Annotated in this window: 12 protein-coding genes; 9 read left to right on the top strand and 3 right to left on the bottom strand. The window is 58.4% G+C overall.

The window, feature by feature from the left end; genetic code table 11:
• Position 1: 1 nt before the first annotated feature.
• Complete coding sequence (locus K0I31_RS19195) at positions 2-1,360, bottom strand: isochorismate synthase (RefSeq protein WP_220079412.1); 1,359 nt, start codon at positions 1,358-1,360, stop codon at positions 2-4.
• 389 nt (positions 1,361-1,749) lie between these two features.
• Between K0I31_RS19195 and K0I31_RS19190 the strand changes: the two genes are divergently transcribed.
• The 9 genes from K0I31_RS19190 to K0I31_RS19150 all read left to right on the top strand — a co-directional run bounded on the left by K0I31_RS19190 (position 1,750) and on the right by K0I31_RS19150 (position 10,116).
• Positions 1,750-3,945 carry a TonB-dependent receptor plug domain-containing protein gene (locus K0I31_RS19190; protein ID WP_220079411.1) on the top strand — a complete coding sequence of 732 codons (2,196 nt, stop codon included), beginning with the start codon at positions 1,750-1,752 and terminating at the stop codon, positions 3,943-3,945.
• A gap of 9 nt (positions 3,946-3,954) precedes the next feature.
• The gene (locus K0I31_RS19185; RefSeq protein ID WP_220079410.1) at positions 3,955-5,319 is read left to right on the top strand and encodes an ATP-binding cassette domain-containing protein; all 1,365 of its coding nucleotides are present in this window, start codon (positions 3,955-3,957) and stop codon (positions 5,317-5,319) included.
• Positions 5,309-5,980, top strand: coding sequence for an energy-coupling factor transporter transmembrane component T (locus tag K0I31_RS19180; RefSeq protein WP_258406538.1), 672 nt, complete (start codon positions 5,309-5,311; stop codon positions 5,978-5,980). The genes K0I31_RS19185 and K0I31_RS19180 overlap by 11 nt, the downstream gene beginning before the upstream one ends.
• Before the next feature lie 14 nt (positions 5,981-5,994).
• Positions 5,995-6,534, top strand: coding sequence for a core component of ECF transporter (locus K0I31_RS19175; RefSeq protein ID WP_220079409.1), 540 nt, complete (start codon positions 5,995-5,997; stop codon positions 6,532-6,534).
• Positions 6,535-6,554: 20 nt separating this feature from the next.
• Complete coding sequence (locus tag K0I31_RS19170) at positions 6,555-7,292, top strand: DNA-binding protein (protein ID WP_220080908.1); 738 nt, start codon at positions 6,555-6,557, stop codon at positions 7,290-7,292.
• Between the two features lie 30 nt (positions 7,293-7,322).
• Positions 7,323-7,529 carry a hypothetical protein gene (locus tag K0I31_RS19165; protein WP_220079408.1) on the top strand — a complete coding sequence of 69 codons (207 nt, stop codon included), beginning with the start codon at positions 7,323-7,325 and terminating at the stop codon, positions 7,527-7,529.
• Between the two features lie 239 nt (positions 7,530-7,768).
• Positions 7,769-8,941 (top strand): HD-GYP domain-containing protein, encoded by a 1,173-nt coding sequence (locus tag K0I31_RS19160; protein ID WP_220079407.1) that lies wholly within the window; start codon positions 7,769-7,771, stop codon positions 8,939-8,941.
• A 129-nt stretch (positions 8,942-9,070) separates the two neighbouring features.
• The gene (locus K0I31_RS19155; protein ID WP_220079406.1) at positions 9,071-9,796 is read left to right on the top strand and encodes a DJ-1/PfpI family protein; all 726 of its coding nucleotides are present in this window, start codon (positions 9,071-9,073) and stop codon (positions 9,794-9,796) included.
• 128 nt (positions 9,797-9,924) lie between these two features.
• The gene (locus tag K0I31_RS19150) at positions 9,925-10,116 is read left to right on the top strand and encodes a hypothetical protein (protein WP_220072587.1); all 192 of its coding nucleotides are present in this window, start codon (positions 9,925-9,927) and stop codon (positions 10,114-10,116) included.
• Here the strand turns inward: K0I31_RS19150 and K0I31_RS19145 are convergent.
• Together K0I31_RS19145 and K0I31_RS19140 are read right to left on the bottom strand one after the other, a co-directional pair.
• Entirely contained in the window at positions 10,057-11,004 is a 948-nt protein-coding gene (locus K0I31_RS19145) for a YeiH family protein (protein WP_434086781.1), read from the bottom strand. The genes K0I31_RS19150 and K0I31_RS19145 overlap by 60 nt on opposite strands.
• Positions 11,005-11,175: 171 nt before the next feature.
• On the bottom strand, positions 11,176-12,546 hold the full coding sequence (locus K0I31_RS19140; protein WP_144201347.1) for a magnesium transporter: 1,371 nt from the start codon (positions 12,544-12,546) through the stop codon (positions 11,176-11,178).
• Positions 12,547-12,623 lie beyond the last annotated feature (77 nt).

Here is a 12,623-nt window from a genome sequence, read left to right as displayed (position 1 = left end):
ATTACACTTCGGTCAGAATAGACATTATGGTCTTTAGCTTATTCTCCAGCTCGTTCCATTCCGCGTCGGCCTCAGAGCCCGAGACGATCCCCGCACCGGCAAACAGATTGATGCGTCCGGGTTCGATCAGCGCACTACGAATCGCCACCGCAAACTCGCTCTCATACTTGTTGAAGTAGCCACAGGCACCCGCATACCAGCCGCGGGTGTAGCCTTCGCGCTGGCGAATAAAGTTAATGGCCGAAGCCTTAGGCAGGCCGCCCACGGCAGGGGTGGGGTGCAGGGCTTGCAGGATCTGAAAATCGTTCACCCCAGGCTTGAGTTCGGCGCGAATGGCTCTGTGCAGATGCTGGATATGGCTCAGCTTAAACACCTTGGCCAGCTCATCGGCGCCCACATAGTTGCTCAGCGGGGTCAGGGCATCGACGATATGTTCGCGCACCAGCTGGTTCTCATGGCTGTTCTTGGTGTCGTCCAGCAGCTGTTGCGCCAGCATGGCATCTTCGGCCTCGTTGAGTCCACGTGTGGTGGTGCCCGCTAAGGCCTCGGTAAATACCTCGCGCTGGCGACGTCGGTAGAGACGCTCCGGCGTGCAGGAGATAAAGGCGCTCTCTGGGCTGAACTGAAAGCCAAACTGAAAACTGTTCTGGTTGCGACCCTGCCAGCTGGCCAGCAGCATCCAGGGGTCGACCTTCTCGTTCACTTCGAGTTGCGTCAGACGGGACAGCACTACCTTAGGGGTGTCCTGAATAAACCTGTCATGGGTGACCTGATTGACCAGCTCGTGCCAGCGTAGCTTGTTGGGACGGTCGCTGCGACTCAGCAGCTGGATCTTGTTCGGTGGCGCCAGTGGCTTGGGCGGTACTAGGGCGGCGAGGGCCTGCAGCGCCAGGTTACGCTCCTGCTCGATATCGCCGGATTCGACATTGAGATTGACCAGCAGCTTGTATTCATCGCCGCTGCGTCTCAGCTCGACCCTCGGCAGGATGAAATGGGCGCGGCCATACTCGGGCCAACACTCGGTATGACGATCGAAGGCGACGCCGCCGTAGTAGCGTATCTCTTGGTTGGTCGAGAGTGACCTCTGGGTCTGATAGGCCTGGGAAAGCTGGTTGTCGTCTACCGCATCTTCGAAGATGAAATCTTTACAGCACCCCAGAGCGGCGACCTCTTCCTGGGTGTCGCGGCCATGCCAGTAGATCCTGGGATAACAAGGTTGGCTGGCGATCCAGGCGATCATCGGCATTACACAGGCCGTCACCGACAACTGAATGATCGGCTCACCCTGGGGGTGTATGTCGAGTTTTTCGAGTTTGCGGGATAAGGATTGTATGGCCTGTGGCAGCGAGGAAACGCTCAAGAAATACTCCAACCTGGTAAAAAGTGCGTGAGTTTGAGGGCGGGTTAAGGACATCAAACGCGGCGAATGTGAGACTTATCTGAATTGGTAATAAGAATCTTTACCACAAATTAATGTGCCGACTGTTAGCTGTCAAGTTACAGGCGGTTAAGCTGTGAGCTTGTCCAAGAAAAGAGAGATTTGTCAGTTTTTTCGGAAGCATTTCAAGCCTGTGTATTTTTGTCTAATCAAGGTTTTACACTGGACAAAATGTCCCTTGCCTATCGTCGTCACCGCGGCATTTGTTCAAATTTGTCGATCTGGGTTTGTTTTTGGTTTTCGTTAGCTTGTTGCTACAGGTGTAAGCCGGAAGAATGACGGCCATAGGGAAATGACACAGCGATGAAAACATGAAAAACAAACCAATCAGTCTCAAATTATCACTCGTGGCTGCCGCGGTTGCCGTCAGTCCTCTGGTCATGGCCGAGGAAGTCAAACACGAGCCCATTTTAGATGTGGCCGAAGTCATAGTGGTGACCGGCGAGAAGCCGACGCCGCTGCAACAGACCACGAGTAGCTGGACCATCAGTGCCGATGAAATTCAGGCCATGGGTGCCCAGAGCCTGGACGAGGTACTAAAGAATGCCCCCGGCGTCTATGTGCGTACCGGTGGCCAGGGCACGCCTAGGGTCGATGTGCGCGGCTTTAAGGCCAGACACGTCATCTATCTGATCAACGGCGTGCCCGCCAATGGCGCCGAAGATGGTCAGTTCGATCCTAGCGTGGTGCCTGCCAGCCAGATCGCCTCGGTCACCGTCTCCATGGGCCCAACCTCTGTGCTCTATGGTCCGGGCGGCGCCGGCGGCGTGATCAACATCCGCACTAAGCAGGGCGCCGATGTGCCCGGGTTCTCCGGCCATCTCGAGGGCGGTGAAAACGATACCTTCAACGGCGACGTGACAGTGGCGGGCTCGGGTGAGCGTTGGCAGGGACTGGTGTCGCTGTCGCGTCAGCAGACAGATGGCTGGCCTGTGTCTGGCGATCAGCCAGATACCGAGGTGCAGCAGGGCGATACCCGTTTCAACAGCGATAAGACGATCAACAACCTGTTTGCCCAGGGCAGCTACTGGCTGTCGGACAATACCCAACTGATGGCAAACCTCAGCCTGCGTAGCGGCGAGTGGGGCAAGCCCGCCGTCGATGGCACCACCTCTGGCAAGGCCAAATTTGAACGTGTCGACGACTACGATGCTCATACGGTGCAACTGGGTCTGGCCCATAGATTCAACGAACTACTGACCCTGAGGGGCTTCATCTATCAGAATCAGTCTGACGTGCTGGAAAACCGTTATCTGGATGACAGCTTCGCCGGCCTGCAGCAGAGCCTGGACGGCCGCTCTGTGGTCAGCGGCGGTAACCTGCAGCTGATCGCCGATTTCGATAAGGGTCACCTGCTGACCGGTGCCCTGATCGCAGAGCATCAGAGCTGGGAGTCTCATAGTAATCAGATAGATACCGACAGCACTGGCACAGGAAGTGGCACCGGCAGTGGTTCAGGATCTGGCTCTGGCAGCGGCTCAGGATCTGGCTCTGGCAGCGGATCTGGAACAGGAACCGGAGGTGGTTCGGGCTCAGGTACTGGGGGCGGATCAGGCTCGGGATCAGGAACCGGTAGCGGTTCGGGTTCAGGCAGTGGAACAGGTAGCGGATCTGGCTCAGGAACCAGCGGTGGCACGGGCGGTGGTAATGGCTCTGGCGGCGCCGAGTCATTCGACGATTCGTCCTGGCTTTACACCCTGGCGGCGGAATATCAGTATCAACAGGATAGTATCGGTGCCAGCCTGGGCGGCGCCCTACATGAGCAGCAACGTGTGCGCGAAGATGAGTCCGACTACTCGGCGCAGGCTTCTGCCTACTGGCAGGCCGCCGAAGCAACTCGCCTCAACCTAGGTGTGGCCCGTAAGGTGCGTTTCCCATCGATGCGCAACCTCTACTCACTCTCGTCTGGCAATCAGGATCTGCAATCTGAGACCTCTAAGCACCTGGAGCTGAGTCTGGCACAGGGGCTGGGTAGCAACACAGATCTGAGCCTGGCGGCTTACTACACGGATGCAGACAACTATATCGCCAAGGATGTCGATGGCATCTATCAGAACATGGGCCGCTATCAGTTCAAGGGGGTCGATTTCCTGGTGCGCGATCAGAGCATCGATAACCTGTCGCTGAGTTTCGGCTACAGCTTCCTCGATAGCGAAGATAAGGATGCGGCGCCGGGACTGGATACCTTAGAGTACCGTCCGCGTCATCAATTCAGGCTGCAGGCGGACTACGAGTTTAGTTTTGCCACCCGCATCAATCTGAATATCGAGCACATCATGGGCCAGGTGTACCACACCGAAGAGAAGGTGGCCGGTCAGAAACAGCTGGTGGAGAAGTCGCTGGACGACTACACACTGGTGGACCTCAAGCTGAGTCAGCCTATCGCGGGTGATGCCCTGTCTGTCTACCTCAGAGCCACTAACCTGCTCGATGAGCGTTACTATCAGAGCGAGGGGCTGCCTCAGGCGGGTCGTCAGTTGTTCCTGGGCGTGAACTGGCAGCTATAGGCATAAACCATGGCCCTGGTGCGACTCAGTCAGATCCATTTCAACTTCCAGACAGCGGCGCAGCCGCTGTTTGAGGATCTTAATCTGACCATAGCGGCCGGCGAGTGTCACCTGATCCACGGCTACACCGGCTGTGGTAAGTCGACTCTGCTCAAGCTGCTGCTGGGGATCCTGGAGCGTCCCTGGGAAGGGGAGCGCGAGATCGCCGAGGGGGCTACCCTGGGCGTGGTGATGCAGGACCCGAATGTGCAGCTGCTGCGCCAGACGCTGGGGGCCGAAGTGGCCTTCGCCCTGGAAAATTTAGGCGTCGCCAGCAGTGAGATGCTGCTGCAGGTGCGCTCGGCCCTGAGACGGGTCGGTCTCTATATAAGCCTGGATACGCCCATCGCCAGCCTGTCGCTGGGTCAGCGCTATCGCCTGATGATCGCCGCCCAGCTGGTGCTCGAGCCAGATCTGTTGCTGCTTGACGAGCCCTGGGCACAGCTGGACGATCAGGGGGTAGCCGAGCTGTCGGCCGTGCTCAACCAGCTTAAGCAGCAGGGCGTGGCCCTGTTGATCGTCGAGCATCACAGAGGCGTCTTCAGCGATCTGGTCACCCACAGATGGCAGCTCAGTCAGGGTCAGTTGCAGGCGTTAGCGCCGGCGGAGTGTGAAGCGACTTCGGAGCAGGTAAGTTGGCGCGAGTCGCCCGCCTGGCCACAGGGCAGCGCCGTCATCGACAGTCATGGCTTTACCCTGGCCTTTTACGAGCGCCAGAAGCTGTTTGACGCCGACTCCCTGCTGCTCTTCCCCGGTGAGATTGCCGCCCTGGTGGGCGACAACGGCTGCGGCAAGAGTACCCTGCTCAAGAGTCTGGCCGGTATTCAGGCGGATATCGACCCCTTGGGCATCAAGGTGTTTGGCAAGAAGCCCAAGTTGGGACGCTTCGGTGCCGACCTGGCCTTGCTGCACCAGCGGCCGAGTCGACAGCTGTTTGAAAACACCGTGATCGAGGAGATGCAGTTTAGCCTCAAGCGTTTCGGTTTGCCGCTGGAGCGGGCCATCGAACTTCTGGGGCAACTTGGGTTGACTACATTGGCGCGGCACTCGCCTCATACGCTCTCCTACGGTCAGCAGCATCTGATCGCCCTGGCGTCGCTCGCCTGTCTCAGGCCCAAGCTACTGCTGCTGGATGATCCCTTCGCGGGGCTGGATGAGCATTTCACCGACAAGATAGTGGCGCTGCTGATGGAGCTGAGCCGTCAGGGCACAGCCCTGGTGATCGCCAGTCACAGGCCGATTGCGGCGCTGCCGGTGGACCGCCTCTGGCGGGTGGCGGATGGGCGTCTCGAGACTCTCTCGGCCTCGCCACAGGCATATTCTCGTGTGGGCTAGACGCGGCGTGCGCGCGCCTGGAGTGCGCCGTGCTAAACGCCACTTTGCGGTCAACGACACCCGCTGGTGCGCGCTCGCCATCCTTCTCGCCCTGGGGCTCTCCAGCTGCGCCTTCCTCTTGCCCCAGTCATGGCTGCATCACCTGGGGCTGGCGAACTTGCTGTTGCTGATACAGGGGCGTTACCTGGGTGGGCGACTCAGGGGGCTGCTGGTGATCTTCTTAAGCCAACTGGCGATCACTAGCCTGCTCTATCTGTTGCTGCACGGGCTCGAGCGTCTGCCCGAGGGGATTATCGCCGTGTGCCGCATCTTGATGGCCATGATCCCCGGCTGGTGGCTGTCGGTGGCCTGCTCGCCCCAGCGTATCGGCGAGGTGCTCAGCTTCTGTCTGCCCCACAAGTGGGCCTTCGTGCTGGCCGCTTGCTTCGGCATCTTGCCTTACCTGGGGCAGGAGACGCGGGAGATCTATCAGATGCAGGTAATGCGCGGCGCCAACATTCGCCTCAAGTCGTTGTGGCGACCCAAGCATTGGCGCGAGCTGATCTACTGCGTGCTCTATCCGCTGCTGATCCAGCTGTTAAAACTATCCAAGCAGATGGCCACAGCGGCCAGGCTGCGCCAGTTTGGTCGTCATCCCAAGCCGACCCACTGGCCCTATTAGTGAGAACTAAGCGTATGAACAATAAAGGATTCAACCTAAATGACGCCCTGTTTATCGGCTTCTGTGCCACCCTGCTGGTGGCGCTGAAGGGGATGCTGAGGCTAAAGCTGGGGCTGTCGGGACATTCCATGTTCCTGATGAGCTTCTTCTACTTAATTTGCTATGGCGCCGTGGGTAAACGCGGTGCCATCAGCCTGTGTGGCCTGTTGGCGGGCATGATGGCCATGACCCTGGGCGTGGGTAAGGGTGGTCCCTTCCTGCTGGTGAAGTTTGGCCTGCCGGCCATCGCCATGGATATCTGCCTGCTGCTACTGCCCAGCCTGCTGGCGCTCAAGTGGCGCTGCATCATACTGGCGCTGGTGGGCACCCTGGCCTGGGCTAGCAAGGGGCTGATCGAGGGGCTGCTGGCGGGGATGAGCACGCAAGTGGTGGCGCTACAGTTTGGTAAGAGCCTGCTGTTTGGCTGCTTCTTCGCCCTGTTGGCGGCCATGTTGGTGCCGCCCGTACTGGAGCGACTGCGTAGCCACGACCTGATTGATAGAGAGGAGATATAAGCATGGTGAGAGCATCTGGGTTGAGATCTTGGTTGGTGTGCATCGACGATACCGACGATATCGGCACCAAGGGAACCGGGGAGATCGCCGAGGAGATAGCGCATCTGCTGAGCGACAACCACCTGAGCCGCTGCGCCTTCGTGACTAGGCATCAGCTCTATGTGCATCCGGATATTCCCTATACCTCCCATAACAGCGCCATGTGTTTTCAGGTGCGCACCGCTAAGTCTCAGGATGAGATCTTAGCAATAGCCGTGGCCCATCTGCGTAGCGAGAGCGCCGCGGCCGCCGACCCCGGTATCGCCCTGCTGGATCTGCAGCATTCATGCAATCGTGAGGCGCTCATCGCCTTCGGCGAGCAGGCCAAGGAGGAGGTGAAGACCAAGGCACAAGCCTACGCCCTGGCCGAGCAGCTTGGCATACATCTGAGTGAACATGGCGGCACTGGGCAGGGGATCATAGGCGCACTGGCGGGCCTAGGGCTGAGACTGCAGGGCAACGATGGTCGCATCAAGGGGCAGTTTAACCTGCCCGGCCTAGAGGCGGGCGAGGTGTCACTCTCGGTCGGTGAGGCGATCGAGCTGACCGGGGTCGACCGTGTGCTCAGCGATAGCGGCGAGCAGCTCTGCTTCAAGACGCCCCTCTATTTGTCTGGCAAGGTCAAGGCCGTCTATCGGGATCATCAGGTCTCTCTACTGGTGTATGAGGATCAGGGCCGCTGGCGCAACGCCCTCAAGCAGCAGCTGAAACACTATTAACGGCCCACGGCCAAGTCGATGAGGAATAGCATGCAGCAAGCATTTGAACTACGCCAGGGGCGTTGGCAACTGACCCTAGCAGAGGAAGACTACAGCACCTCGCGGCAACTGGCGGCCGGGTGCGACGGCTTCATCGCCGACGATGAAGATGAGCAGGTGGATGATATCGAGCGTTCCTGCGTCAATTGTGCCCGCCGTCGTTGGTTGATCGACGCCATCGAGTGTACCTTCTTGTAGCAGTATATTAGTCTTTGCTTTACAAAAACTTGCCTCATTTTCTGGGGCTGGCAAATAGGATAAATCGGCATCGAGCCTGAAACTATCCTCGCCAGCCTCTGGCGTTCTGCCGCGCCCAGGCATACTATAATTTCCTCCTATCACAGTGTTTTCACAGGCAATCGCACCGAAGCTAAGGGATTTAGACTAGGCTAAAAAGGAGCGGATGCGAAAACCGGGTGATTTTTTGGAACAGCGGTATGACCGAAATTGTGAACGAAAAAGCGGATGTCATGAAGGTGCCGGTGCCAAACCTGGCGCTGGGTATGTATGTTGCGGCTATCGATCATCAGGGAAGAGTCAATATCACCAATCCGGGACAGATTAAAGATCGACAAGCCATAGATAAGCTGGTGCGCAACGGTATTCAGTATGTCTGGGTCGACGTAGAAAGGTCGGCGCCAGAGTGTGGACTCAGGCCGAAACAAGAGCCGGAGAAGATAATACGCCTGACCCGGGATCAGTCCCAGGAGAAGGCCAAACGCCTGATGAGCGAGGCGAAAGATCTGGTCAAGAAGGTCTTGTCCGAGACCTTCGAGGGTAAGGCGGTCAAGGTAGAGCCCTTCGAGGCGCTGGCGGACAAGATGCTCGAATCCGTCATGCTCGATGCCGACGCCTTCAAGTGTATCTCGGCCCTGCGCTCTAAAGATGCCTACCTGCTGGAACACTCCATCAATGTGGCCTTCCTGCTGGTGACCTTTGGTCGCTACCTCAAGCTCAAGCGTAGCGTGCTCAAACAGTTAGCGGTGGGCGGTATCTTGCACGATATCGGCAAGGTGCGCGTCAATAATCGCATACTGCACAAGCCGGGGCGCCTGACGCCGGAAGAGTTTGAGCATATGAAGCTGCATCAGGTCTATGCTCAGGAGATCCTGGCTGAGACTGAGGACCTGTCGCAGATCAGCCGCGACGTCTGCCTGATGCACCACGAGAAGCTCGATGGCAAGGGCTATCCTAATGGCCTGCAAGGAGAGGAGATCTCCCTCCATGGCCGCATGAGCTGTATCGTGGATATCTTCGACGCCCTGACCGCGACCCGCTGCTACAAGGAGGCTATGAGCCCGGCCGCCGCCTTTAAGATTCTACTCAGCCTGACCCCCTTCCATCTGGATGAGAAGCTGGTGTATGAGTTTATCCGCTGTGTTGGCATCTACCCTGTGGGCTCGCTGGTGCAGCTCTCCGACGGTCGGATTGGCATCGTCTGGGAGGCGAAAGACAGAGACGCCCTGCATCCGGTGCTCAAGACCTTCTATTCGGTGAAGCATAAGCATTACACCGAGGTGACCATGGTGGATCTGCTTAAATCGGACCTCTTCATCGAGCGCGGCGTGTCGCCCAGCAGCCTGGATGTGGATCCTACGCCTTTCTACTGATCTGGATCAGGCATCAAGGTTTCACAGGATTTGCGCGCTGGCTAACAGAAGTCCCATGTCGTGCTGTATGGCGCGCCGTGGGCGGTTACACTGGCGCCAATCTCTTACCTAAACTGGCTTAACACATAGATGAACAGACGAGAATTTATCCTGGCGGGCGGCGCGGTATTCGCCGCCGGTCTCTCCCCTAAGCTTTTTGCCGCGAGTCCGACTTCGAATCAAATACAGACGCATTTCCCGTCGGGTGGTCAAGCCCAGGCGCCGCTCAAGGTGCTCGCCCTGGTGTTTGACGACTATGAAACCTTAGATCTTCATGGCCCGCTAGAGATGCTGGGGCATCTGCCTAGCGTCGAGATCATCCTCATCGGCCCCCAGTCTATCGTGCGCAGCTATCAGGGGCCGAGAGTGGTCGCCGATCGCCTGCTCGATGAGGTGGTCGAGTGTGATCTCCTGCTGGTCCCCGGCGGCATGGGTACGCGCAAGCTGGTGGACGACACCCGCCTGCTGGACTGGCTGAGGCGTCAGGCCAAGGTCTCTAACAAGGTGTTCTCCGTCTGTACCGGCGCGGCGCTGCTGGCCAAGGCCGATCTGCTCGATGGCGTGAGCGCCACCACCAACAAGATGGCCTATGCCTGGGTGACGGGATTAAACGACAAGGTTATCTGGCAGCCCAGTGCCCGCTGGGTGGACGATGGCCGTTTCCTCACCTCATCCGGCGTGTCGGCGGGGATAGATGCGGCCCTCTTCTACATCGCCCAAACCTATGGCGAAGCTCAGGCGCGGAAGATAGAGACGCTCACCGAATATCAATGGAACAGCGACGCCGACAAGGATCCCTACGCCGTCATAAGTTAGTCGATTTAGTGCTTAGCCGATTCAGCTATTTGTTAGTAAAAACGGATATTTGCTGAGATTTCGGCGGCAATAAATAATAGCCACTCACTCATTTCGCCAGACCATTTGGTTAAACATAGGAGGCAAAGATGAAGAAGTGGCTAGTGCTTTTATGTTGCGCCTTCCTGTTGGCGTCTTGGCTCACCACTGGGCTAACCCGCTCCTTGGTGGAGTTGGCAGCCTTTATCACCATAGTGACTTTGGTGTGGCGCTACAGCGTCTCAGCTAAAGTTGACGATGTAGAGCAGAGAACCCGCGCCGATAATCAGCCAGAGCAGTAACCCCAGTGCCATCGGCCGCATTCCCGCCTGGCGCATCTTACCTATGGTGATCCCCGCGCCTATCATAAACAGACACAGCACCAACACCCGCTTCGACAAGGCGAATATGCCGTCATACAGCACCTGCCCCTGGGGCACGAAGTGCGCTAGCAGTATGGCGAGACAGTAGAAGAGGATAAAGAAGGGCACGGCGACCTTGCGTCGATTGCCGCCAAACGCCATGGCACTCACCAGCGCCACGGGCACTATCCACAGGGCCCTGGCCAGCTTGAGGGTGGTGGCGGTGCGCAGTGCCTCGTCACCATAGGCCGAGGCGGCGCCCACGACGGATGAGGTGTCGTGGATGGCGATGGCGCTCCACACCCCAAAATGATACTGACTCAGCTGCAGCAGATGGCCAAGGGCCGGGAACAGAAACAGGGCGATGGAGTTGAGCACGAACACGGTCGCCAACGCTATGGCCGTGTCCTGGCTGTCTGCCTTGATGGCCGGGGCTACGGCGGCGATGGCACTGCCGCCACAGATGGCGGTGCCCGAGGCGATCATATGGCTCAGCTTGGCATCGACTCTGAGCAGCCTACCCAGGGCCGTCCCCAGCAGCAGGGTGAAGACGATAGAGCCTAAGATCAGCCCGATATTTTGGCTGCTGGCGCTGATGGCGGCATCGAGCTGAATGCCGAAGCCCAGGCCGATAATGGCATAGGCCAGCAGTTTCTTGGTCAGGGCGCCGATATCCAGATTGTGGGGCACCAAACCTAGGCTGGCCAGGGTGAAGCCGATCACCAGGGCGATGGGCGATGAGATCACAGGCGTCAGGCAGAGGGCACCGGCGACAAAGAATATCGCCTGAGCGGGAGGAAAGGGCCACTTTTGAAACAATGCTTTCATCGGTTCCATATCTTGTTTAACCAGATGGGCAGGTTTTATCCTGCCCACCGTTTTCGAATGCCGGGTGTTTTACCACAGATTCGAGCCTATTAACCTTAACTATGTCAGGTTTCGCCGCGCCGTCTTGTGCTATGCCACACGCCTCGACTCACATCAACACCCAGTCAAGCGCTAGCTCAGCAGGAGCAGGCTACCCAGGCCGAGGAAGATGAAGAAGCCCACCACGTCTGTGACTGTGGTGAGGATCACCGAGCCCGCCACCGCAGGGTCGATACGCATCTGCTTGAGCACAAAGGGAATAACCGTGCCCGACGAGGCCGCCGCCAGGCTGTTAAAGACGATGGCCACGAAGATGATGCCTCCCAGCGCTAGGGAGGAGAACCACCAACTGACCACCACACCTATGAGGGCGCCCAGTAGCACACCGTTGAAGGCGGCGATCTTCAGCTCCTTGTCCAGCAGCAGGGTGAGGTTGCTGCGCTTCAAGTGGTTCAGGGCGATACCCCGCAGGGCCACCGCCAGTGTCTGACTGCCGGCGATGCCGCCCATGCTGGCGACTACCGGCATGAGTATGGCCAGGGCCACCACCTGTTGCAGTGCGTCGCCAAACAGGCCGATCACCCAGGAGGCGAGAAAGGCGGTCAGCAGGTTAGTGGTCAGCCAGATGGCTCGCATGCGCGCCGCCACGCCAACCGGGGTGAAGAGGTCTTCCTCATCCTGTGGGGTCTCAGATACCAGCACCTCCAGGCTTCGCTCCTTGAGGCGGTGCATCAGGGTCGACAGGGCGATGGCGCCGATGATCTTGCCGCCTTTCTCCACCGGCACCCAGGCAAAGCCCGCCGCCGGATTAAACTGCTGCGCCGCCTGGGTGATATCCAGCTCGTCGCCTACGGCCTCGAGTTCGGTGAGACACTCAGACAATGGCGTGGCGGGATCCTCGCGATAGAGCTGCTCAAGTGTGCAGCCGCCGTGGAACTGCCCCTCGGCATCGACGCCATAGACGGCCACATATTCCCGCTGCTTCTGCTTGTTCAGGCGCTCCAGCACCCGACCGACCGTGGCGGTGGGGCGCGAGCGCAGAATATTGTTGTTGAGATAACGGCCGACGGCCTCATCCTGGTAGCTCAGCGCCTGCTGCATCTGCTCCGTGGTGAGAGCTTCTTGCTGATCCAGATAGTCTTCGACTATGTCGCCGGGCAGAATCTCGGCGAAGGTGAGGATATCTATCTCAGAGATGCGCCGTGCCAGTCCCTGTAGCTGCTCTGGGCTGAGCAAGTCTAAGACGTGGCGGGCGGTTTCATAGTGCAGCAGGTGCAATATGGGCCAGCCGCGGTCGATTGGGATCTTACGGCAGATGGGCGAACGATACTGGTCGCTCACCGACTCCAGCAGGTCGGCTAGGTCGGCATCGGAATAGTCGCTGATAAAGCCGAGGGAGGGCAGCTCCTCTGCCTCGGGATGGCTGACAATGTCGATGACGCGGGCGAGTAAATCGTCTCTGGCCGCCTGATCGGTTTGTGCTGTTGGGTCTGGCATTGTCATAGGGGATGTCCTTGGTTGAGCTTGGGGGACAGTGTAAGGGAAAGCCGTTAACTAAACCATTGAAACGCTGACCTTTG

Origin of the sequence: Shewanella spartinae (genome assembly GCF_019457555.1) — a bacterium.
GTDB classification, from domain to species: Bacteria; Pseudomonadota; Gammaproteobacteria; order Enterobacterales; family Shewanellaceae; genus Shewanella; species Shewanella loihica.
Note: the sequence above shows the minus strand (reverse complement) of the source record. Positions and strands in the feature narration are given on the sequence as shown.